18 protein-coding genes and 2 pseudogenes are annotated in these 21,859 nt (G+C 70.4%); 11 read left to right on the top strand and 9 right to left on the bottom strand.

Translation table 11 applies throughout. From position 1 onward, the window contains the following. Together AB0E07_RS39045 and AB0E07_RS39040 are read left to right on the top strand one after the other, a co-directional pair. On the top strand, positions 1-1,818 hold a 1,818-nt coding region (locus tag AB0E07_RS39045), incomplete at its 5' end, for a condensation domain-containing protein (protein WP_362263007.1). After that, positions 1,815-5,687 (top strand): amino acid adenylation domain-containing protein, encoded by a 3,873-nt coding sequence (locus AB0E07_RS39040; protein ID WP_362263005.1) that lies wholly within the window; start codon positions 1,815-1,817, stop codon positions 5,685-5,687. The genes AB0E07_RS39045 and AB0E07_RS39040, both read left to right, overlap by 4 nt. Here the strand turns inward: AB0E07_RS39040 and AB0E07_RS39035 are convergent. The 3 genes from AB0E07_RS39035 to AB0E07_RS39025 form a co-directional block, all read right to left on the bottom strand. Continuing rightward, entirely contained in the window at positions 5,684-5,884 is a 201-nt protein-coding gene (locus AB0E07_RS39035; protein WP_362263004.1) for a hypothetical protein, read from the bottom strand. The two genes, AB0E07_RS39040 and AB0E07_RS39035, sit on opposite strands and share 4 nt — an antisense overlap. Before the next feature lie 13 nt (positions 5,885-5,897). Then, positions 5,898-6,482: a helix-turn-helix domain-containing protein gene (locus AB0E07_RS39030; protein ID WP_362263001.1), complete on the bottom strand. Its 585-nt coding sequence runs from the start codon at positions 6,480-6,482 to the stop codon at positions 5,898-5,900. A gap of 331 nt (positions 6,483-6,813) precedes the next feature. After that, complete coding sequence (locus AB0E07_RS39025; RefSeq protein ID WP_362262998.1) at positions 6,814-7,464, bottom strand: hypothetical protein; 651 nt, start codon at positions 7,462-7,464, stop codon at positions 6,814-6,816. A gap of 638 nt (positions 7,465-8,102) precedes the next feature. Between AB0E07_RS39025 and AB0E07_RS39020 the strand changes: the two genes are divergently transcribed. Beyond that, a complete protein-coding gene (locus AB0E07_RS39020; RefSeq protein WP_362262995.1) occupies positions 8,103-8,780 on the top strand; it encodes a hypothetical protein in 678 nt (225 codons plus the stop codon). Continuing rightward, positions 8,777-9,082 (top strand): hypothetical protein, encoded by a 306-nt coding sequence (locus AB0E07_RS39015; protein WP_362262994.1) that lies wholly within the window; start codon positions 8,777-8,779, stop codon positions 9,080-9,082. Before AB0E07_RS39020 ends, AB0E07_RS39015 begins: the two co-directional genes overlap by 4 nt. A gap of 402 nt (positions 9,083-9,484) precedes the next feature. Here AB0E07_RS39015 and AB0E07_RS39010 read toward each other — a convergent pair whose 3' ends face one another. From AB0E07_RS39010 to AB0E07_RS38995, 4 genes are all read right to left on the bottom strand, one after another. Further along, the gene (locus AB0E07_RS39010) at positions 9,485-9,811 is read right to left on the bottom strand and encodes a DUF6233 domain-containing protein (RefSeq protein WP_362262992.1); all 327 of its coding nucleotides are present in this window, start codon (positions 9,809-9,811) and stop codon (positions 9,485-9,487) included. 90 nt (positions 9,812-9,901) lie between these two features. After that, the gene (locus AB0E07_RS39005) at positions 9,902-10,507 is read right to left on the bottom strand and encodes an AAA family ATPase (protein WP_362262990.1); all 606 of its coding nucleotides are present in this window, start codon (positions 10,505-10,507) and stop codon (positions 9,902-9,904) included. A gap of 362 nt (positions 10,508-10,869) precedes the next feature. Continuing rightward, positions 10,870-11,397 carry a DUF6584 family protein gene (locus AB0E07_RS39000; protein WP_362262987.1) on the bottom strand — a complete coding sequence of 176 codons (528 nt, stop codon included), beginning with the start codon at positions 11,395-11,397 and terminating at the stop codon, positions 10,870-10,872. A 392-nt stretch (positions 11,398-11,789) separates the two neighbouring features. Continuing rightward, complete coding sequence (locus AB0E07_RS38995; protein ID WP_362262985.1) at positions 11,790-12,095, bottom strand: hypothetical protein; 306 nt, start codon at positions 12,093-12,095, stop codon at positions 11,790-11,792. A 140-nt stretch (positions 12,096-12,235) separates the two neighbouring features. Between AB0E07_RS38995 and AB0E07_RS38990 the strand changes: the two are divergent. The 4 genes and pseudogenes from AB0E07_RS38990 to AB0E07_RS38975 form a co-directional block, all read left to right on the top strand. Then, a pseudogene (locus tag AB0E07_RS38990) lies at positions 12,236-12,769 on the top strand (ISAs1 family transposase); the annotation flags it as partial. Positions 12,770-12,875: 106 nt separating this feature from the next. After that, a pseudogene (locus AB0E07_RS38985) lies at positions 12,876-12,975 on the top strand (ISAs1 family transposase); the annotation flags it as partial. A gap of 242 nt (positions 12,976-13,217) precedes the next feature. Continuing rightward, a complete protein-coding gene (locus tag AB0E07_RS38980) occupies positions 13,218-15,557 on the top strand; it encodes a hypothetical protein (RefSeq protein WP_362262982.1) in 2,340 nt (779 codons plus the stop codon). Between the two features lie 240 nt (positions 15,558-15,797). Continuing rightward, on the top strand, positions 15,798-17,381 hold the full coding sequence (locus AB0E07_RS38975) for an ATP-binding protein (RefSeq protein ID WP_362262979.1): 1,584 nt from the start codon (positions 15,798-15,800) through the stop codon (positions 17,379-17,381). 68 nt (positions 17,382-17,449) lie between these two features. On the opposite strand, the gene AB0E07_RS38970 is transcribed toward AB0E07_RS38975, so the two are convergent. Beyond that, entirely contained in the window at positions 17,450-19,099 is a 1,650-nt protein-coding gene (locus AB0E07_RS38970) for an IS4 family transposase (RefSeq protein ID WP_362262976.1), read from the bottom strand. Positions 19,100-19,529: 430 nt separating this feature from the next. Here AB0E07_RS38970 and AB0E07_RS38965 point away from each other — a divergent pair, with 430 nt between their 5' ends. From AB0E07_RS38965 to AB0E07_RS38955, 3 genes are all read left to right on the top strand, one after another. Further along, on the top strand, positions 19,530-20,147 hold the full coding sequence (locus tag AB0E07_RS38965) for a DUF6000 family protein (RefSeq protein WP_362262973.1): 618 nt from the start codon (positions 19,530-19,532) through the stop codon (positions 20,145-20,147). A 180-nt stretch (positions 20,148-20,327) separates the two neighbouring features. Then, positions 20,328-20,738, top strand: a complete 411-nt coding sequence (locus AB0E07_RS38960; protein ID WP_362262969.1) for a transposase — start codon at positions 20,328-20,330, stop codon at positions 20,736-20,738. A gap of 437 nt (positions 20,739-21,175) precedes the next feature. After that, positions 21,176-21,547, top strand: coding sequence for a hypothetical protein (locus AB0E07_RS38955; protein ID WP_362262966.1), 372 nt, complete (start codon positions 21,176-21,178; stop codon positions 21,545-21,547). Positions 21,548-21,559: 12 nt separating this feature from the next. Here AB0E07_RS38955 and AB0E07_RS38950 read toward each other — a convergent pair. Beyond that, on the bottom strand, positions 21,560-21,859 hold a 300-nt coding region (locus AB0E07_RS38950), incomplete at its 5' end, for a transposase (RefSeq protein ID WP_362262964.1).

Here is a 21,859-nt window from a genome sequence, read left to right as displayed (position 1 = left end):
GCCTCAGGATCGACGGATCGTTTGGCGGAGCAGGTGCGGGAGCGGGCGGTGGCGCTGCTGCCGGACTATATGGTTCCGTCGGTGGTGATGGTCCTTGAGGACGGTCTGCCGCTCACGCCGAACGGCAAACTGGACCGTGCCGCCCTGCCCGCACCCCAAGCGAGGCCGGCAGACACCACCCGCCGCGAACCCGCCACCCAGACCGAAGGCGTACTCCGCGAGCTCTTCGCACAGATCCTCGGCGTGCCCGAGGTGGGACTGGACGACTCCTTCTTCGACCTGGGCGGGGACAGCATCCTCTCCATCCGGCTGGTCGCCGGAGCCCGCAAACGAGGCCTCACGGTCTCCGCCAGGGACGTCTTCCGGCACAAGACCGTCGCCGGAATCGCCCCGCACACCCGCGCACGCGCTCCCCGCACCGGCGCACCCCCGGCGCCCGAGACCGCACTGCGACCGCGTGGCAGCGCCCACCGGCCCGACACCGCCACGTCCCCCGCCTCCGTACCCCTCACACCGATCATCCAGTGGCAGCGCGACCGGGGAGGCCCGGTCGACGCCTTCCACCAGTCCGTGCTGGTGCGCGTCCCCGCGGCCCTGGACCTGCCCTTCGTCGCCGGGCTCGTACAGTCCCTGCTCGACCGCCACGACTCACTCCGCATCCGTCTCGGACGCACACCGCAGTGGACTCTCGACGTCCTGCCCCGCGGGACCGTACGGGGCAGCGAGCACGTCCGGCGCATCGACGTGCGAGAACTCGGCGCCGACCAGCGCGAGGCCGCCGTGGCCCGTGCCGCCGAGGAGGCCGCGGGGCGCCTGGCCCCCGGCAGCGGGCACATGCTCGAAGCCGTCTGGTTCGACGCCGGGGACACGCGGACCGGCCACCTCCTCCTCGTCGTCAACCACCTCGTCGTGGACGGTGTCTCCTGGCGCGTCCTGCTGCACGACCTGCGGGCCTTCGCCACCGGCGCTCCCCTCGACGAGCCCACCGGTATCTCCTACGCCCGGTGGGGGGCCCTGCTCCAGGAGCAGGCCCCCCGGCGGACCGCCGAGCTGCCCTTGTGGACCGGTGCCGCCCGGGACGCCGACGACATCCTGCGCTTCGCCATGCTTGACCCGGCACGGGACGTGATGCGCAGCCGCGCCACCGTCACCCGGGTCCTGCCCGCCGACAGCACGGCCGCCGTGCTCACCGCGGCCCCCGCCAGGCTGGGCACCGGCGTCAACTCGGTGCTGCTCAGCGCCCTCGGCCGGGCCCTGCGCGCCTGGCGCACGGCACACTTCGGGGACGATCCGGCGACTGCGGCCGAGGCCCCCTTTTTGGTCGACGTCGAAGGGCATGGCCGTGAGGAGATCACCGAGGACCTCGATCTGTCGCACACGGTGGGCTGGTTCACCAGTCTCTTCCCCGTGCGGCTGGAGCGGGACGACGCCCCCGGCGCCGTACAGCGCAGGCTCGACGCGATGCCCGACAAGGGCCTCGGCTACGGCATCCTGCGTCATCTCCACGCCGAGACCGCGCCCGCTTTGGCGCGGCTGCCCCACCCCCAGGTCATCTTCAACTACCTGGGCCGCTTCGAGCGTTCGCCCGACGCGGACTGGACCCTGGCCGCCGACCTCCCCGCCCTCGCCGGGGGCGGCGACGCCGAGATGCCTCTCACGCACCTGCTGGAGGTGTCCGCCGCGGTGCTCGACGGCAGCGCCGGGCCCGAACTCCATGTGACCTGGACCTTCCCGTCTCGCCTGTTGACCGGGGAGCAGGTGGAGGAACTCGCCGACGCGTGGTTCGCCGCCCTGCGAGAGCTGGAGGAGACGGCATGAGCGGGCACGTCGCCACCGGCACCCAGGACGCCCTCCCGCTGGCGCCGCTCCAGCGGGGCCTGTACTTCCACACCGCGTACGACGCGGACGGGCAGGACATCTACACCACCCAGCTCACCCTCGAAGTCACCGGGGAACTCGACGCCGTGCGACTGCGCGAGGCCTGCCGTGCGCTGCAGCGCCGTCACGACGGACTGCGCGCCGGGTTCCGGGCGGCGCCGTCCGGGGAGCCGGTGCAGTTCATCAGCCCCGATCCGCCTCTGGACTGGCGGCTGTACGACCTGACCGGACTGCCGTCCGGCGCGAGGACCGACGCGGCCGCGGACGCCGCCCGCGAGGAGCGCGCCCGCCGTTTCGACCTCGCCCGCCCGCCCCTGACCCGCTTCCTGCTGCTCCGCCTCGACGACCGTCGCTGGCAGTTCGTGCTGACGAGCCATCACCTGGTCCTCGACGGCTGGTCCACTTCCCTCGCCGTCGACGAACTGTGGCGGCTGTACGGGCACGGGGAGGCCGCCTTCGAGCAGCTGCCGCCGGCGCCGTCCTACACCTCCTACCTGGACTGGCTCGCCGACACCGGGCCCGACGAGGCCCGGGAGGCGTGGAGCGGCGCCCTGGCGGGCGTCGACGGGCCGACGCTGGCCGTGCCTCAGGCGGCCGGACGGGCCGCGACGGTCCCCGAGCGCGTCCCGCGCACCCTGCCCCCCACCGCGTCCGCCGCACTCGCCGCTGTCGCACGCGACTGCGGCGTCACCCTCAACACCGTGGTGCTGGTGGCCTGGGGCCTCGTCCTGCGCCGGCTGACCGGCCGGGACGACGTGCTGTTCGGCATGACCGTCTCCGGCCGGACGGCGGACGTGGAAGGCGTGGAGAACCTCGTCGGACTGCTCGTGAACACCCTGCCCGCCAGAGTTGTCGTGCGCGCCGGGGAGTCGCTGACGGAGCTGCTGGAACGGGTCCAGGACGATCAGATCGACCTCATGGAGCACCATCACCTCGGACTCTCCGACATCCACCAACTCACCGGCCTCCAGGCACTCTTCGACACCACGATGGCCTTCGAGAACTATCCGGCGGGTGGCCAGGGCCATGACGCGGCACTCGACGCCGGCGTGCACTGCACCGTCGCGGACGGATTCGACGCCACCCACTACCCGCTGTCCGTCGTCTGCACGCCCGGCGACACCCTCGGCGTGCGGCTGGAGTTCCAGCCCGCCCACGTCACCCGCGACCAAGCCGAGCGGATCGCGGACTGGTTCGTGCGACTCCTCACGGCCATCGCGCACGACCCGCACCACGACGCCGACGACCTCGCCGACCACGCGTTCCTCCCCGAGGACGAGCGCCGAAGGCTCCTCGTCGAATGGAACGACACCGCCGCCCCCGCCCCCGCGACCGCACTGCCCGCGCTGATCGAGGCCCAGGCCGACCGGAACCCGGGGGCCCCGGCGGTCATGCACGCGGGACACACGACGACGTACGCCGAACTCGACGTCCGCGCGAACCAGTTGGCGCGCCTCCTGCTCGATGCCGGGGCGGGCCCCGAGACGACGGTCGCACTGCTCCTTCCGCGCACCGCAGACGCCCTGGTCGCCCTGTTCGCCGTACTCAAGACCGGGGCCGCCTATCTGCCCCTGGACCCCCGCCAGCCCGCCGACCGGTTGGCCCTGGTGCTCGCCGGGGCGCGGCCCCGCCTCATCGTGACCTCCGACGCCGTACGGTCCCTGCTGCCGCCCGGCGCCCCATTGATCGTCGTCGACGACCCGTCCACCGCCCGCGGCCTCGCCGCACGCGACCGAGCCCGGATCACGGACCACGAGCGGGGCGGGCCGATCCTCCCGCACCACGCGGCCTACGTCATCCACACCTCGGGCACCACCGGCACCCCCAAGGGCGTGGTCGTCGAGCACGCCGGTGTCGTGAATCTGATCGGCGCTTACGAGGCCGAGTTCGGCGCCGACTCGGTCGCCCGGGTCCTCGGGTCGATCTCCTTCGCCTTCGACGCGCACATCGAGGACACCGTCCTGCCCCTCGCGCTGGGCGGCTGCGTGGAACTGGTCGACGACCTCCTGGCACTCGTCGAACGCGACGGCTGGCAGGGCAGCCTCCTGACCACGGTCCCCTCCGCCCTGGCCGGCATCCTGCCGGCCCTGACCGGCGAACTCGCCGTGCAACGAGTCCATTTGGGGGGCGAACCACTGCCCGGCGCCCTCCTGCGGGACATCCGACACCGCATACCCGGCTGCGCGGTGACCAATGTGTACGGCCCCACCGAGACGACCGTCTTCGCTCTGACGTGGCAGGCCGGCGCCGGGAGCGCGGAGGGCGAACCTCCGGTCGGCCGGCCCATCCGCAACACCAGGGCCTATGTGCTGGACGAGCGGCTGAAGCCGGTGCCTGTCGGCGTGCCCGGCGAACTCCACCTGGCCGGCGTCGGCGTGGCCCGCGGCTATCTGCGCCGGCCGGGCTGGACCGCGGAGCGCTTCGTGGCCTGCCCGTTCGGTGAGCCGGGTGAGCGCATGTACCGCACCGGAGACCGAGTGCGGTACCGGGCGGACGGCGCGATCGAGTTCCTGGGGCGGCTGGACGACCAGGTGAAGATCCGGGGACACCGGGTGGAGCCCGCCGACGCGGAGGCCGCTCTGCTGCGTCATCCCCTGGTGGCACAGGCCGTCGTCACGCCGTACGACGACCGCGCCGGGGGCCGCGGGCTGGTCGCCCACGTCGTCGCCGTACGCCCCGAACTCACCCTGGACCACCAGGATCTGCGGCGCCACGCACGCGCCCTGCTGCCCGACTATCTCGTGCCCTCCGCCTACGTACAGATCGAGCGGATCCCGCTGACACCGAGCGGCAAGCTCGACCGTGCCGCCCTGCCCGCCCCGCCGCCCCCGCCCCGGGCCACGGCGGTGCCGCTCGACCCGTGCGAGGAGATGCTGAGCCGGCTCTTCGCGGAGACCCTCGGCGGGCCGGCGCCGGACCCCGGGGCGTCCTTCTTCGACCTCGGCGGGGACTCCCTGCTCGCGACCCGGCTGATCGGCAGGATCCGGGCGGTGACGGGAGCGGCGCTGTCCGTCCGCGCGCTGTTCGAGGCACCGTCCGTGACAGCCCTGGCCCGACGGCTCGGCGACGACCATCCGGCCGCCGGTCTCGGCCCGCTCCTGCCCCTGCGCGAGGGGGTGGACCGGCGGCCGCTGTTCTGCGTCCACGCGGTGAGCGGCCTCGCCTGGCCCTACGCCCGCCTGCTTCCGCACCTCGACCCCGGCCTACCGGTGTACGGCCTCCAGGCGGCCGACCTCACGGAGCCGGGCCAGGCGCCCTTCAAACCGGACGAAGTGGTGCGCAGGCATGTGGAGTCGATCCGCTCCGTCCAGCGGCACGGTCCCTACCGGCTCCTGGGCTGGTCCCTGGGCGGGCAGCTCGCCCACGCGATCGCCGCCCGGCTGACCGAGGAAGGCGAACGGGTCGAACTCCTCGCCCTCCTGGACACCCACCTGCCGACGGCTGGTGGGGAGCCACGCGGCGAGGAAGAGAACGAGGTCTTGCGGACCCTGGGCTTCTCCTCCGCAGGGGAGCCTCCCGCCTCCCTGGCCGTCCTCGGCGACACCGTCGTCACCGGGGTGCGCGCGGCGGCCGCGTCCGCGCTGGAGTTCCTGCGGGACGGCCGGCCACCCGTACTCGGGGGCGGCACCGAGGTCACGTTCTTCCGTGCCGCGGGGGAAGCGGACGGCGGGGCGGATCCCGCGGCCTGGCAGCCGTACTGCACCGCACCGGTCGCCTGGCACGACATCGGCTGCGGCCACCATGAACTGCTTGATGCCGACCCGCTCGGCCGCGTCGCGGCCCTGCTCGGGCCGGGACTGTTGCCCTAGGGGAGGGCGATCGCGGCCCTGGAGGCGGACGGGGAAGGGGAGGCAAGGCGCAGGCCGACCTCGACGAGGGTCCATCCGAGGCGGGCACGCAGGGCGCGGGGGACCCGGGCCGAGACGGCCAGGCGGTACGCGTCTGCCTCGGTGCGCAGGCCGGCGGCGCGGAGATGGTGCAGGGCGAGGTCGGTCTCGGGATGCATCAGCAATCGCCTCTCATTCCGTGGTGATGGGGAACGCGTGGGTGTGGATACGCACTCGGGCGCTGTCGGCGTCGGACTCGTCGCTGACCCGGTTCCGGTACTCGTCGACGAGCGCGTGCATCTTCTCGATGAGCTCCCGGGTGAGGTCGGGTGTGAGCCGCAGCGTGGCGCTGCTCATGTCCCAGGCGAGGTTCCACTCGTCGGGCCAGGTGGTGCGGTCGCCGAGCCAGGTCGACAGATCCCTGGTCTGGGTGTTCGCCACCTCGTGCAAGTACAGTTCGGCGGCACCGCGCAGATCCGGGCCGGCGCCGGTGAGCACGGAGTCGTCGAAACGCAGCCCCCGGTGGACGGCCTTCCACCACCGCTCCCGCCCCTTGCCGTGCTCCGGGGCGTCCTCGATGAAGCCGTGAGCGGCGAGCTGGCGCAGGTGGTAGCTGGTGGCCCCGCTCGACTCGCCGAGCTTTTCCGCGAGTTGGGAGGCTGTGGCCGGTCCGCCGAAGCGCAGGGCGTCCAGCAACTGCATGCGCAGCGGGTGGGCCAGCCCGCGCAGTGAGCGGGCGTCAAGACTGCGGATCTGTGCGTCCGGGGGCTCTTCCATGGGTCCAACGTAGCGTTGCAAAGAAGTAGTTGCAAGGAATCCTTTGCAACGGGTTCTTTGTGGCTGAATCTCGCTCTGTGGCGACATGGCGCGGGGTCGAAGCGCGGCGCGCGCGGCGGCGGGTTCGGGTCTGTGTGAGCGACGATGTCGGCGGGCGCAGACGGCGCCGCTGTCGCCCGCGCCCGTGTGTCATTGGGGTCTGTCCAGCCACGGTGAGTGGTGCAACTCCCGTGATTCCCAGAGGAAGTTGACCTGCTGAACAAGCCCGACGAGCCGTTCGCAGACCCGTCACAACCACCAACCTGTCGTGTTCGGCCTCAGGAGCAGGCACTCACGCCTCAACGGAGCCGTCGGACCGGGTGAAGCGAACCCAGCGACAGCTCCAGTCGTCATCCGCGTATGACTGTGCTGGTCCGTACATCTCTTCCTGGGACATGTACTGTCCCCGGGTTCCTTCGTGCCATCCGCAGGTGACGCGGTACGTGCCCGGCTTGACCCACAGCACCGTACCGAGACCCGGTTGGCCGTCCAGGTTGAGCTGGACAGGGGGGTTCAGCCGGGCCAGGGCCTTGATCGACGCGGCTCTTTCCTGCGGCGTGGCGTACGAGCCGGTCTCATGAGCGTTCACTGCTGCCCAGACGACAACGACCCGGCCGCTGAGGAACTCCAGCTTTCCTACTTCCTGTTCTTCGGCCGCAGGCGCCCCGGCGGCACGCCGGCGCGGCGCGTCCGTCCTGCCGTCGGGGATCCATGAGCGCATGATCAGAAAGTTGTCGTCCTCGCCGGCGGGAGCATCGCGGTGCCGGGCGTAGGCAATCTCCGCGCTGCCCTCGCGGTCCATTTCCCAGATGAGGCCGGCATGTTCCCCGTGTTCACCGAAACACACGAACGCGGCTTCGAGATCGTCGTCGTCCGGGTGGACCGCCGACCAGGCGCGGGCGTAGTCGCAGGCAGGATCCAGTTCGTAGTCGGGGCTGTGCACGGCACCGCCCCAGTCCGAGAAGGAGTCGACCTCGCAGACGAGCAGCGGTCCACCGAGGGATCCAACCCTGGCGGACTCCCACACGTAAGTGCGCTGTGACCTGGAATCTTCGTTTCTCACGTGCGCGACTGCCGATCAATGACGAGGATCACGGAAATGTGGATGCTGACCAGCATGAGCCATAACGGCGTGACCGGCATCGATCGGACTACGTAGTCCGATACTGATGCTGCGGGTCGGCCACAGCGCCGTCACGGCGCACGGCCCGGCCGGCGAGGTACGTACCGTGCACCAGGCCGACGCGGAGAGACCTCCGTCTATGCCGAGATGACCGCGGCCGGGCCCGGCAGTGTCGTCCCCGCTCCTGCTTGCGGTCCGCCGCGGCCGATGCCGAGCGAGAGTGTTTCGACGCCGCGTGGGCGCGGCTCCCGGGGTGGGGGGGCGAGGGCGATTCCTAGGCACGCGCCGGGCCTCGGTGCCGGGCGGCGGCACCGTCCTCGCCCCCGTCCTCGCCCTCGTCCTCGTACGAAGATCCGGTGGCGGATGCTTCCACGGGGAGGCAACTGCGTGGTGGGATCAACGAGATGGGGCAGACTGAGCGGGCCTTGGCCACACGATGACTTCTTGGAGCATGCCGGATGAGCATCAGCGTACTGACCTTGTTCAGCGGCCCGAGAGCGGCCGGTGGCCAGGCGGGCGCGCCGGTGACGGACTTGGTCAGTTTCTCCCGCGGGCCCGGTCTTGGGACGGTGTTCGTGGAGCGCGAACTGCCGTCGGGAGGTGTGTCCGCCTACCGTGCGGCCCGGGGCAACGGGACCCGTACCTTCGCGCTGTGGGCCGACGATCAGCGCCGGGAGCGGGTGGGCACCGTCGTGACGGCGTCGGCCGGCGGCGGTGTCGCGAGGTTCGACGTGCTCGGCGCGCACGGTGAGCTCATCGGCACGGTCACGCGCGAGAAGGCGCTCCGCGGCAGGGGGCTGCGCACCCGCTGGACCGTCCGCCAGGCCGACGGCTTCGAGGCGGTCGGCTTCAAGGGGCGGATCGTGTGGTGGTGGACCTGGTGGATCCTGCTGCCGCTGATGACGATAGTCCTCGCGATCACGGTCTTCGACAGCGTCCCCGGCAACGAGGGCGGCTTCGCGCGGGCACCCCGGCGCATCCGGTGGCGCGCGAACGGGCAGACTCCGCTGGAGTTCAGGTCCAAGAACGACGCACTGCACCTGCACGCTCTCGGTGTGGATTGGCGACTCGGGGCGGCGCTGATCGCACTCCTGCGCAGCTTCCATTCCGGCGCGTGGGACGCGGCGAAGAAATGACCCGGGGGCCGGACGCACGCCGGGTCCAGGGGGCCGACGCCGGATACCCGCGTGGGGCGCGCATTCTGTACCGGCTCGCCGTCGCCGTCGCGGGGCTGATGACCGTCGCTTTCGTCGCCAGCATCGTCCTGCTGATGATGGCCGGCGAGGACGGCGCCGCCTACGGCTATCTCGCGCTCTTCCTCTGGTTCGGGATGGTCGCCGCTTTCCCGGTGCTCCTGGCGCTCGGTGTTCCCGCCGTCGTCATGAGACGGCGGCATCGGGAGCGGCGCGCCCGTGGCGTCGTGGACGGAAGCTGCTGAACGTGGCCCGTGCTCCCGGCCCGCCTCATGGCTGCTCGGGCATGGCCCGAGCGGCCGAAGAGACGGGGTCACCTGTCCTCGCGATGTGCTCCGGTGATCACGCGTCGGGCGTGGCGGTGATGACCGCGGCCAACGGGATTTTTTCAAAGGCGAGTTCGGTGTGCTTGGCATGGCCGGACGGCGGTGAATCCGGGGACGGTGTCCTGCCGGGGCGGGAGGCGCCGGAAGGAGCCGAAATCCGGCGGACGTGAAGCGCTCCCTCCACATCGACGCGGGCTCGCGGCGTTCGTAACGGTCGGTGTCGTGGGCGCCGGTCACTGCGAGCGGGCGGTGGGGTGACAGCGCATGGGCGCCAGCCAGGACGCACAGGTTCTCCCTGCTGCTGCGCCGTGGCGGTTGTGATCACGGCTGGCATGGGGTGACCAGGTTGCTGCGATGGGGTGGCTTCTTCACAAGGATGCCCAGTTCGGTGTTGGGTTGGCAGTGGGTGCATGCCCGCAGTCCTGTGGCGAGCAGCCGGAGGGCTTCGGCGCGGCTGACAGCCTCTTGCCGCTTTTCGGCGATGTGGCATTCGCCGGCGGCGACCTCGATGGGTGACTGGCTGGAGCCGATGCCGGGTTCGACGATCCAGTCCGGCGGCGTGGGGCGGCTGTCCCTGTTGCCGTGTTCCTCTTCTGGGCCTGCCGCTGGCGGAAGGCCGCGATCTTGGCGTCGATGAGGTCCACCCACAGGGCATGCCGGACGCGCCTTCTGAGGAGTCAGGCTTGTCGAGTTCCTGCCGCACCGGGAAGAGGTGCCGGGGCCTCAGTCGGCATCCACTCAATGGTCGCTGATCGATGCAGTTGGGGCGAGGCCGAGGTGCCCAATACCGTCGGCCAGGTAGCGCTGTCGCAGGCGGGTGAAAGCGGTGGGGCTGGGACGGTGCGGGAGGAAGTCCTTGATCTGCTGGGCGCATTCGCGGGGGCTCGCCGTGCTGGTGTCGCACTCCAGGTCGTAGTCGCCGTGACGGTGGACCAGGTCGTACTGGTGCGCTGCAAGGCCCGCTGGACGGTCGCCCCGGGCCTGCTCGCGGCGTGTCAGTTCGTCCAGCGGGCAGTGCATGCCGACGAAAAGGACGTCTTCTGGGCGCAGCACCGTCAGACAGTCGAGCAGCCGCCACGGCTCGCTCAGCACATGGTCGACCACGATGTCGTTGCCCGCCCCGGCCATGGCTGCGATCGAGCGGTGAAAGCCCATCCGGGTACGCCGCAGCGCGGCGTCCAGCTCCTGTGCGCCAAGCTCCCGCTTGCTGCGCATCGCGTTGAAGGCGTCGACCGCCAGGTGGAAGAAGACGCCGTCGTCCAGGACGTCCAGAAGCTCCCGCGCCACGCTCGACTTGCCTGAGCTGGATGTGCCGTTGAGGAAGATGATCCGACCAGGTGCCATATCCGCATGGTCACATAACGCCGCGCCGCCGCCTTCAAGGGATCTGAAGCGGTGCCGGTGCTCGGTAGAGCCTCACGGTTCGTCCTGGCGGACGTCGACGACTTGTAGCAGTGCTGCGGTGGCGGGGACTGCGATCTGTCCTGGTGTGGGGCCAGAGGGAGGGGGACGTCAGTCTGTCGTTCCAGCAGTTGGACGAGTGCGGCTTGGCCGTCGTCGACGGCCGCGCGCTCGTCGTCGGTGAGGTGGCCGTCGCATTCACACCGCGCGAAGCAGCACTTCTCGTCACCGATGTCCCGTTCACGGTGGTTCTGGGCGGTTCATCGAACCTTGCTCGCCGCCCCCGTCGGCCCCGGCGGCCTATGTCAGTTGAAGAGAGCAACGACTCCGTTCACCCAGATCGCAAGGAACGCAAGGGCCCCCGTCAGGCAGCCGACGCCCGCCAGCACGCCGCCGAGCGTCCACGGCTCGGAGGGCGCCCCGTGTTCCCCTTCCAGGTCGTCCTGGTAGGAGTCGGGGTCGTCCCAGTCGACGGCGTGCCCCAGCTTCTCGGCGCAAGCGGTCCGCACCGCGGCCAGCTGCTCCTCCGCGAAGGCGGTGGCAGCCATCGCCTCCGGGCCGTGCCAGGCAAGGGCCTTCATCTGCCACCCGGGAGACCTGTATCGCGCCTCGAAGGAGGCGGTCTCATCGGCGTTGCGGTCCTCTTCGAGGTACATCCAGCGTCCAGCCTCGGCGGCGTCGCCGTAGAGCCGGTACACCTCGGCCAGACGCCGGCGAAGCGTCAGGTCGTAGGGGAAGGACGAGACGAGACCGCGCAGACGCTGGCGCGCGACGGGAACCCGGCCGGCCGCCAGGTCTGCATCAACTCGGGCAAGGGTCTCGCTCAGGGGCATGAACGCATGATCGGATGCCGTACTGACCTACGTCGACCTGGTTTTCTCGCCCAGCACTCGCTCGCTCTCAACGGCATCGGCCAAACCTCACCGAGGCGGGACGCGGCCACCTGTTTAGCGCGCTCGCCGTAGTCTGGATGTCCGTTGAGGGTCCGTCAGTGCGCTGGCGGACCCTCGCCCTCGTTCAGCACGGAGTCCAGAGGGATGCTCATTTTCCGCGGCACGCTCCCGGATGCGTCGGCGGACGAGCCGGCCTGCTATCAGCCAGGAGCCGGTGTCTTGCGAGCCCGTGGGCTGGTGCAGGGGCTTGCGGAACAGGATCCCAGGGTCACCACGGTGATGAATGCCTGTCCGATCACCACCCGGACAGGTCTGTTCGTAAGGGCGTGGAGTCAGCCGTTCTCCCGGCCCGGCAGGGGTGCGCCTTCCAGGAAGGCGTGATAGATCTCGACGGCTTGCGGCTCGATTTCAGGGTTGCAAGGGCCGTAGCGGGTGTCGGTGCGGTCCCGCTTCGGTCCGGAGATCCAGAACTCCTCGTTCGTTCGCACGTCGTAGAAGTTCGCATCGAGCATCTTCCCGGCCCGGCGCAGTGTCCTCCCGCGAAAGTACGCGGTGCTCCAGGTTTTCGAGAAGTCCACCCACCCGATCCACGAGGGTCCGCGGTCGGTGTTGTAACCGGTCTTCAGCTGCACGAACATGACACGTCGAGGCATACGCTCAGGGTCCCGCGCAGACACCAGACGTGACCAGCCATTTTTGCTGGTGCCCTGTAGTCACGATCGGTTCAGTCGGTTTCGCGGATCCTTGCTGTAGTGGATCTCGCTGTAGAGGCCTGTGGATGTGCGCGCCGGGTGGACGAGTCGACGCTGCGGCGCCTGTTCGCGCGGCTCGACGTGGACCGTCTCGACACCCTCCTGTGGCATGGGCAGCGACATGGAGCGCACGGGTCGCGGGCCGCCGGGTGATCGCGATCGATGGCAAGACCGTGCGGGGCGCACGCCACGGTGACGCCGCGGCCCCGCATCTGGTGGCCGCGCTCGCCCACGGCTCGGGAGCGGTGCTCGGCCAGGTCGCCGTGCAGGAGAAGAGCAACGAGATCCCCGCGGCCCGGGACCTGCTGGGAGTCCTTGACCTGGACGGAGCGGTGGTCACGATGGACGCGCTCCACACCCGGCACGACACCGCGACCCTCGTCATCGAGGCCGGTGCCGACTACGTCCTGACCGTGAAGGCCAATCAGAAGACCTTGTACACCCGGTTGAAGGCCCTGCCCTGGGCCCGGATACCCGCAGCCAGCAGGACCGACCGGGGCCACGGACGCCACGCCACCGGCACGGTCAAGACCGTCGACGTGCCCGCCTGGATCGACTTCACCGGAGCCGCTCAGGTCGCCCAGCTGCGACACACCGTCACACGCAAGGGCAAGCCGAACCGTCGAGATCGTCTACCTGGTCACCAGCGCGGACGCACGCACCTCGCCCGCAGAGGTCCTGGCCGCATGGGCAGTCGCACTGGGAGATCGAAAACCGACTGCACTGGGTCCGTGACGTCACCTTCGACGAGGACCGCTCCCAGGTCCGCACCGGCAACGCACCGCGCGTCATGGCCGGCCTCCGCAACACCGCAATCACCCTCCTCCGCCTCCACGGACACCACAACATCGCCGCCGCCCCACGCCATCACGCCCGCGACACCGACCGCCCCATCAACCTTCTCCTGACCGGATGACCAAAGACTTTGCCGGGACCCTGGCTCCCCGGGCCGGGTGAGGATCGGCATTTCCGGCGCCGCTGGGCGCCGCTGGGCGTTAGCCTGCCCGGATGAACAGCGGTACGCCCCTGAGCCTTCCCCTCGAACCGTTCCTCGCCTGGGCGGAACACCGCGGCACTCCGCTCGATCCACGTGCGGCCGATGCCGTGACCGGGCTGCTCGCCCTGAGCACCGGGCATCGCAGGACCGGCCTACCCGAGCCGACCGAGCACCTCGCCGAGGAGCTGTTGCACATCCTGCTGCCGCTGTACGCGGGCGCCGCACCGGCCGAGCTGCCGGGCTATGTGGAGGTGCTGCTCGCGCTCGTCGACCACACCCGCGAGAAGGGTCGGCTGAACGCGAAGCGGCAGGCCCGCCTGGCGGCCCGGGTGCGGGAGCTGGCCGACGGCTTCACCGAGGTGATGACCGCTCAAGGGCGCACCACGTGGCCACGGCTGTACGCCGGGCTGATGCGTGCCGAGGGCGTGGACACCGGGGACGCGGACGCGGTACGCGGATGGCTGGAGTCGTTCGCCGCCTGCCCGCGGCCCGAACGCGAGGCGGCACTCGGCTTCTCGGCCCCCACGACGGCGGACGGTTCTGCGGCCATGGGGTCCTGGGAACGGGCACTGGCGGGAGAGCGCACGCGCCGGGCCCGCTCCGAGCTCGCCGCCCGGCTGCACCTCGTGGCCCTGGACGAGCGCGACCGGTCCCACCCGGGCCAGGATCCCCTGATGCCCGGCGCCCCGCTGGGGGCGCCGGACGGGACGGACCCGGACGAGGACTGGTACGAGACGCAGGCGGCGGTGGTCTCGGACCGGTGGACGGCTGCCGGGCTCGACGCCTTGCTGCGCGGCCCGTACGCCCACCTGGCCCCCGGCGGCCGGCACACCGCGCCGCTGCTCGGCATGGCCGCCTCCCTCGCCCAGGAGCACTTCGAGTGCTTCGGGGAGGATCCCGACCCGCTGGCCCCGGTCCCGCTGCCGGAGTCCTTGGACGCGCTGGCCGGCGCGCTGCGCGCGGCACCGCTCCTACGGTCGCTCACGGCAGCCCTGGACCGCCCGGAAACAGCCGACGAACCGCTCGCCCGGCTCGCGCTGGCCGTCGGCCTGCTGCTGGAGTCCCCCGACCGGCCGGACGGCGCGCTCATCGAGGGACCGGCCGCCGTCGTCCTGCGCGAAGGGGCCCCGGGAGAACTGGCCGGACTCGGCCTTGATCTCCTCGGCTCCCTCCTGACCCAGCTGGCCGAGGACGAGGAGACCGCTGAGGAGTACCGCGGCGAGCATCTCTCCAGGCTCTACTTCCTTTACCAGGAGGCGGGGACCGCGCAGTCGGTGGCCCGCCAGGCCGCGCAGCGGGACGGGTGGGCCGTTCCGCCTTCGTGCAACCCCGCTGCCGATGTCCGCACCCCGGCCTCGGGCCCGTACGAACTCCCGGACCCCGAGACCCTCTCCGCGCTCACCGGGCTGCCCGGCCTGACCGAGGACGACCGCGACGAACTCCGGCCTGTCGCCGCCAGGCTGGCCCGCGTCATCGACCGGCTGGCCGGCCTCGGCGTCACCGAGCGCGCTGGCGACACCTTCACCCTCACCCCGCTCGGCCACGCCCTGCTCCGCGAGGGCCTGCTCCTGGGCACCGCGAACCTGCCGCACATCGACCTCGGCGCCTTCCCGACCGAGGAAGCGGTACGGGCCTGGGACGCGGGACGGCTGGTGGCCGCCGCCCAGTGGTGGCCGTCAGGTGCGGCCCGTAAGACGCTCGGCGACTGGCTGTCCGGTCGCGGCGCCGACGGCTGGTCCGAGCTCTTCGCCGCGCTCGCCGACAGTCCCGCCGGGCCGGACGCAGCCCGTCGGCGTGCCTTGCTCGGTGTGCTCGAAGCGGCGGCCGCCCCGGTGCCGGTCTGGGAGACGCTGCTCGACGATCCCGTACTGGGAGAACACGCCGCGCGCACCCTGCGTACTCTCGGCCATCGGGCCGACTCCATCCGCGTACCTGAGGCCGCCCGCGCGACGTACCTGGCCGACTGGTTCGAGGAGGTCCGTCTGACCGCCGCCCTCGCCCATCGCATGGCCGAGGGCCCGGACACGGCGGATGGTGGCGAAGGCGAGGTATTGGATCCTTACCACGCGCTGTACGCCGCTTTCGACGAGGCCGCAGCCGGGTGGCCCGGAGGCGGCCAAGCCCTGGTCACAGCTTTGGCCGTGGCCGATCCGTACGGGGTACCGCCGGTCCTTGAGCAACTGTCCCGTCATCCGGACACGGCGGTGGCCGAGGAGGCTTGGCGTGGCGCCCGGGCCTTGCGGGCGGAAGCGCACTCCAGGTCCACCGGCCGGGCGAAGGGCGCGAAGACAGCCTCACGAGGCAGGCCGCAGGCCGGGAAACGGCAGAAGAAGAAGCGTAAGAGGCACTGATTCCGCACGGCCGGCGGACCTGTTCGCAGGAGCCGGACAGGCCTGGACTCTGATGAGCACCGCGGATTTCATCCCCGCACGCGCGTGAGGCGGTGGGTAACGCCCCGTACCGCGTCAACGAGTCCGGAACACGGAAGCAGTCTGTGGATTCTCGACGGCTCCGCTGTGGCAGAGCTCCGGCATTAGCCGGCTCCCACTCGCCCAGCTCCGTTGTCGGTGCCGTCGGATAGCGTTTGTGTCGTGCGCTACTTCAACACGGCAGGGCCGTGCATCCCCGAACGGCACTACATGCTGCCGGCCCAGGAGCGGTTGCCGCAGGCCCGCGAGATTGTGGATGAGGGCCAGTACTTCGTGGTGCACGCGCCCCGGCAGACCGGCAAGACCACAGCGTTGGCGGCGATGGCCCGGGACCTGACGGCCTCGGGACAGTATGCGGCACTGCGTTTCTCCTGCGAGAGTGCCGAACCCGCTGGGGAAGACGTCGGCTGGGCGGAGGAGCTGATCCTGGAGGCGATCCGGCGTTCGACGGAGGCCGCCTGGTATCCCGACGAGCTCGCGCCCCCAGCCCCCTGGCCCGACGCGGTGCCCGGGGCCCGGCTTGCGCGGGGGCTGACGGAGTGGGTGCGGAGCTGCTCGCGTCCGCTGGTGCTGTTCTTCGACGAGATCGATGCGCTGCGGGGGGAGAGTCTGCGCAGTGTGCTGCGCCAGTTGCGGGACGGTTACACCGCAGTGCGGGAGCAGTTCCCGCACTCGGTGGTGTTGTGTGGGCTGCGGGACGTGCGTGACTACAAGGCGGCCGCGGGCGGGGATCCGGGCCGGCTGGGGACGTCGAGTCCGTTCAATATCAAGGTCGCTTCGCTGCGGTTGGATGACTTCACCGAGCCCGAGGTCGTCGAGCTGTACGGGCAGCACACTACGGAGACGGGGCAGGAGTTCACCCCGGACGCGGTCCAGCGTGCTTTCTGGTGTACCCAGGGCCAGCCCTGGCTGGTTAATGCCCTGGCCTACGAGATCACCAGGCGGATGCGGATCCCGCAGTCCGAGCAGGTCACGGCGGAGCATGTGGACGAGGCGAAGGAGCGATTGATCCTGGCGCGTGCGACGCATCTGGACTCGCTGGCCGCGCGGCTGGGGGAGGACCGGGTGCGGCGGGTGATCGAGCCGCTGATCGCCGGCGAGCTGCCGCAGGAGGCGAGCACCTACGACGACGACCTGGGCTACGTTCGCGACCTGGGGCTGATCGCCGCGGATTCGCCGGTGCGGGTGGCCAACCCGATCTACAAGGAGGTGATCGTTCGAGTCCTGGGCGTCAGGACGGAATCGGTCATCACCGCCGTCCCGAGCAGCTTCCGGCTGCCGGACGGCCGGATCGACATGGACAAGCTGTTGCATTCGTTCTCGGAGTTCTGGCGGGAGAACGGAGAGATCCTGGCCACCAGCTCGACGTATCCGGAGGCGGCGGCGCAGCTGGTGATGATGGCGTATCTGCACCGGATCGTCAACGGCGCGGGTTTCATCGACCGGGAGTACGGGGTCGGCCGGCGCCGGGTCGACCTGCTGATCCGCCAGCCCTACGCCGCTGCCGATGGTTCGAGGGCCGTGCAGCGTGAGGCGCTGGAGCTGAAAGTGTGGCGCCAGGGCCGTGCCGATCCCCTAGTGGAGGGGCTGGCGCAGCTGGACGACTACCTGGACCGCATGGAGCTGTCCACGGGCACCCTCGTCATCTTCGACACCCGTCCCCAGGCCCCCCCGGTCCACGAGCGCACCGTCTTTTCCCAGCAGACCACGTCGTCCGGGCGCGCCGTCACCCTGCTGCGCGCTTGACGTCGGGGCAGGGCCTGGGCGTCCACTTCGCCGCCGTTGCCGAGGGGCCTTCCCCCAAGGCCGGGAAGTTAGCCTGTTTGTGCTGGTGGCAAGGGGGTTGAGGTCCAGGTTGTGGCTGCGTAGAGGCCGGGTCCGAGCTTGTGGATGAGCCCGGTGTTGGCCCATCGGGACAGTTGCCGATACATGGTGTGCAGGGTGACGTCGCCGAAGTGGGCGGCGATCTCCGCGGGTCTCCACAGCCGGTTCGGGTCGTCCTGCAGCAGGGCGAGGATGCGATGCCGTCGTCGCTGGGCCGGGGCGGTGTAGCGGTCGTCTCGGGAGACGGTGGGCAGAGGCGGCGGTTCGGGGCCGGGTTCGAGGACGGTGACGGCGAGGTCGGTGATGATGCGGCTGTGATCTGGGCGGCCGTCGTCGCGTCGCTCGCTGTAGCGGGACATCGGCGACTTGACCTTGCGGGTGCTGGTCCGGTGGCGGCGGGGCGCAAGGAGGCGGGACAGCACCCGGCGGCCGGTCAGTCCGAGGCGTCCTTGCTCGTCGGGAACGATCCCGGCGGCCTGGACGACCTGGTCACGGGCGGTCTGGAGTGCCACAGTGAAGCAGCAGGGGTCGGGGTCGGTGCCGGGGATGGACTCGGCGGCCTCGACCATCACGGTCCGTAGGGCCTGGTAGAGCGTGAGCAGGGCCCACATCTCCTGCTCGAGGCCGGCCCGGTCGTTCGAGCGGAGCTTCCGTCCGGCCATGATCGTGTGGCGGAGTGCGTAGTACGCGCTCTCGTGTTCCCAGCGCTCGTGGTAGAGCTTGATCAGCGCCGCCGCGGGGTGCCGGCGGGCGTTGGTCAAGGTGGTGACCAGCCGGTAGAAGCCGGTGAAGACGGTGCCGTCAGCGCAGGTCACCGTGATTTCAGCGTCGATGACCCGGACGCCCACAGTGCCGATCACCGACAGGTATGAGCCGTCGTCGAGACGGGCCAGGACCGGGGTGCGCCGGTTGCTGCGGAGCCGGCCCAGCACCTTCGCGCCGGTCGCGGTCGCCTGGGCGAGGAAGTCGTTGGCGTCGAAGCCCTTGTCCCACAGCACCAGCATGTCCGGCCTCAGCAGATGCAGCAGTCGGCAGGCATAGGCGGTCTCGCCCTCGTCGGTGGGGCCGAACACTGCGCCGATCATGGACCTTGTCCCGGTCTCGACCAGCGTCATCAACTCCAGCGTGGGATAGCCGTGATGGGCTGTCCGCCCCAGCCAGGCCCGATTGCGGGGCGAATCGGGCACCCGAAGCGAGCTGCAGCCATCGAAGGACACGGTCCGGTAGGCACCGAAGCGCACCCCCGGCGTGGTCGGGCGTGCCAGCAGCCCGGCGAGCACCTCGAACAGTGACCGAACCGGCGCGGCCCCCAGCCGTCGGCGAAGGTCCCGCAGGGCCTTCGTGCTCGGTGAGGCCACCGGTATGCCGGCCAGGCCGCTGGTGAGCTTGTCCCAGACCAGCCGGTAGCCGACCTCAGGGAACAGGCACATTGCGAGCAGGAAGTACATTCCGACCCGAGACGGCAGGTCACGCAGCCGCCGCTGCACCGTCCGCGTCTCCGCCAGCACCGCGTCCACGAGCTCGAACGGCACCACGGCGGTCAGCTCTCCCAGGTGGCCCGGGGCGAACCGGCCCGCGGCCACGGTCACCGTACGGGTGATGGCAGTCAGCGTGGACGGCAGGGCAAGATGAACCTGCAACGGAGCTCCTCACGTACAAGCTGTCTTGGTCGACTGCCTGTACCAACGAGCTCCGTTGTGCTTTCGCTTCGAACCCTCAATGTGCTTGCAGGACCTGCGAGAACGCTAACTTCCCGGCCTTGGGGGAAGGCCCCCGGACCGGATCCACCGCTTCACACCTGCCGGTCCATGAGCGCTTCAACCGCCTCAACACGCACTTCGCCGAGATCGTTGCCAGTGGCACTGCTACGGCGGCAACTCGGCATCGAGCAGCGGGCCACAGCCCTCGCCGGCGAAGCACTCAACCTCCGGAACGCCGGCAGCGTGACCCCAGCGCGTACGCAGCAACCTCCTACGCCTTCGCCCCATGTGCCGACTACCGTACTCACTCACATCCAAGGACGGGGGAGGGGCTGGCTGTGTTCCGCGGCGGCAAGGCAAGATCGGCCGTGTGATACGTCACCTGCACGACGATGCCGAGTTGCTGGCCTTGGCCCGCCGCTATGTCGCGCCCGAGCGACGCTACACGAAGCTCGGGGGTGGCTTGCTGCGCATGCAGGGTCCTGAGTGCGACCGCTTCATGCGAGATCTGCGTGGGGACGCGGGACTCATCACTGCAGATGAGATCGCCAAGCTCCTTGAGGGCGGCTGGCGAGAGCGGAGAACCGCGGCCTGGCTCGTAGCCGTCTCCCGCCGAACCGAGTTCCGCGAGCGCCTCGGGCAGCTCCTGCTGGCGAGCGAGGTCTGCTGCGCCGGACTGGCCTATTGCGTCGCCCTGGCCAGCTCCGGAACGGAGCGCGACGCTGATCTGCTCGCCGCCTACCTCGATCGCTACCTCCGGCGCCCTGACTTCGCATACGACCAGCCTGTCGCGATGGGTGCTCTCCAGTTCATCGACCTGAACCTTGGAGCTGACAAAGCCGACCGCTTCCGGCAACCGGGAGGTCTGTGGCAGCAGTGGCTCCAGGAGGCCCCGCACATGTGGGGCGGCTCGGACCCTGCCCCCGGCTCCTTGAGCCTCATCCGTCGGCTGTGCGCGTTCGTTGACGAATGCGCCGAGGCGCGATGACCGCCCCCCCCTTGGGTGGTCAAGGTGGACCGTGACCAGCCACCCGGGGGAGCGTTCAGATCCAGGGGCGGGAGGGGATGCGGTCGAGGCCCGTCCCGTCCGTAGTTGCCGTGGAGGCCGACCGGACGCCGAGGTCGCCTCCCGGGCGGGACACGAACCGCCATCGGAGCCTCGCCCTGAGTGGTGGACACGCTGATACTGGATCTGCTTGATCCGGAGGAAGCGAGAAGACCGCCGATGGCGATGAAGGACTACTCGGACGAGTTCAAGGCCGATGCTGTGGCCCTGTTCGAGTCCACACCCGGGGCGACCTATAAGAGCATCGCCGCCGACCTGGGCATCAACAGGAACACTCTGCGCACCTGGGTACTGCGCTCCAGGGAACTTGGCGGCGGCGTCCCGGACGCCGCCCGGGACGCCAGGACAGCGGTCCGGGCCCCGCAGGCGACGCCGGCCGCGGAGCCTGGCGAGCGGATCCGGCAGCTGGAGGCCCGGGTGGCCGAGCTCGAGGCGAGTGAGCGGAAGCTGGAGACCGAGCGGGACATACTCCGCAAGGCGGCCAAGTATTTCGCCGGCGAGACGAACCGGTGATCCGCTTCGAGTTCGTCCACGACCACCGGGACGCCTTCGAGGTGAAGCGGCTCTGCGAAGGGGACTGCTGCACGGTTGGGTGACACCTGACCTGGCTCGCTGAGAGGCGGCCTGGAAGGATGTCGCAATGCCCAAGCCCTATCCGAAGGAGTTCCGCGAGGACGTCGTGCGGGTCGCGCGCAACCGCGAGCCCGGGGCGTCACGCTGGAACAGATCGCCGCGGACTTCGGGGTCCACCCGACCTCGCTGACGAAGTGGCTGCGCCACGCCGAGGCCGAGGAGGGCGGCGAGCCGGGCTCGGGGGCCGGCACTGGTGCCGGCGGGGGTGAATCGGCCGAGCTGCGCGAGGCCCGCAAGCGGATCCGGCTGCTGGAGCAGGAGAACGAGGTGCTGCGGAGGGCTGCGGCGTATCTGTCGCAGGCGAACCTGCCGGGAAAATGATGTACCCGCTCGTCCGCGAGCTGGCCGCCGCCGACGCACCCGTGCGGGTGCCGGTGGCGGTGACGTGCCGGGTGCTCGGGCTGGCCCGCCAGCCCTACTACCGGTGGCTGGCCCGGCTGGTCTCCGATGCGGAGCTGACCGAGGCGTATCGGGCCAATGCCCTGTTCGACGCGCACCGCGACGATCCGGAGTTCGGCCACCGGCTCCTGGTCGATGAGGCGTGTGCCGCGGGTTGGGCGATGGCCGAGCGGACCGCCTGGCGGATCTGCCGGGACAACGGCTGGTGGAGTGCCTTCGGCAAGCGCAGAGGACGCGGGAAGAACGCCAGGATCGGGCCACCGGTCTATGACGGGTCACGTCCCTTGTGATGGTGTAGGCGATCAATCGTCCGTAGTGTTTGGGGTGTTGGGGAGCGCTGGGGTGGTGTGGTCGGCGTGTTCGGCGGCGTAGATGGCCGTCATGCTGCCTTCGGACAGGTAGCGGCGGGGGAAGGCGATCCATTCGTCGTGCATCTCACTGAGCACGGCGGTGACCAGCCGTTCGAGGGCTGCTGGGTTGGGGAAGACCTGCACGACGTCGGTGCGACGCTTGATCTCGCGGTTGATCCGTTCCAGGGGATTTGAGGACTGGATCTTCTTCCAGTGGGAGATGGGGAAGTCGGCGAAGGCGGTCAGGTCCTC

Origin of the sequence: Streptomyces sp. NPDC048002, from assembly GCF_040653275.1 — a bacterium.
Taxonomy (GTDB): Bacteria; Actinomycetota; Actinomycetes; order Streptomycetales; family Streptomycetaceae; genus Streptomyces.
The sequence above is the reverse complement of the archived record's forward strand: the minus strand, read 5'-3'. Positions and strand labels throughout refer to the sequence as shown.

Bases quoted from the DNA above. Each gene is read 5' to 3' on its own strand.
- AB0E07_RS39000 (WP_362262987.1), bottom strand. From the start codon at position 11,397: ATGCCCCTGAGCGAGACCCTTGCCCGAGTTGATGCAGACCTGGCGGCC.
- AB0E07_RS39015 (WP_362262994.1), top strand. From the start codon at position 8,777: ATGACCCGGGGGCCGGACGCACGCCGGGTCCAGGGGGCCGACGCCGGA.
- AB0E07_RS38955 (WP_362262966.1), top strand. From the start codon at position 21,176: ATGATGTACCCGCTCGTCCGCGAGCTGGCCGCCGCCGACGCACCCGTG.
- AB0E07_RS39030 (WP_362263001.1), bottom strand. From the start codon at position 6,482: ATGGAAGAGCCCCCGGACGCACAGATCCGCAGTCTTGACGCCCGCTCA.
- AB0E07_RS39020 (WP_362262995.1), top strand. From the start codon at position 8,103: ATGAGCATCAGCGTACTGACCTTGTTCAGCGGCCCGAGAGCGGCCGGT.
- AB0E07_RS39035 (WP_362263004.1), bottom strand. From the start codon at position 5,884: ATGCATCCCGAGACCGACCTCGCCCTGCACCATCTCCGCGCCGCCGGC.
- AB0E07_RS38995 (WP_362262985.1), bottom strand. From the start codon at position 12,095: ATGTTCGTGCAGCTGAAGACCGGTTACAACACCGACCGCGGACCCTCG.
- AB0E07_RS39005 (WP_362262990.1), bottom strand. From the start codon at position 10,507: ATGGCACCTGGTCGGATCATCTTCCTCAACGGCACATCCAGCTCAGGC.
- AB0E07_RS39040 (WP_362263005.1), top strand. From the start codon at position 1,815: ATGAGCGGGCACGTCGCCACCGGCACCCAGGACGCCCTCCCGCTGGCG.
- AB0E07_RS38980 (WP_362262982.1), top strand. From the start codon at position 13,218: ATGAACAGCGGTACGCCCCTGAGCCTTCCCCTCGAACCGTTCCTCGCC.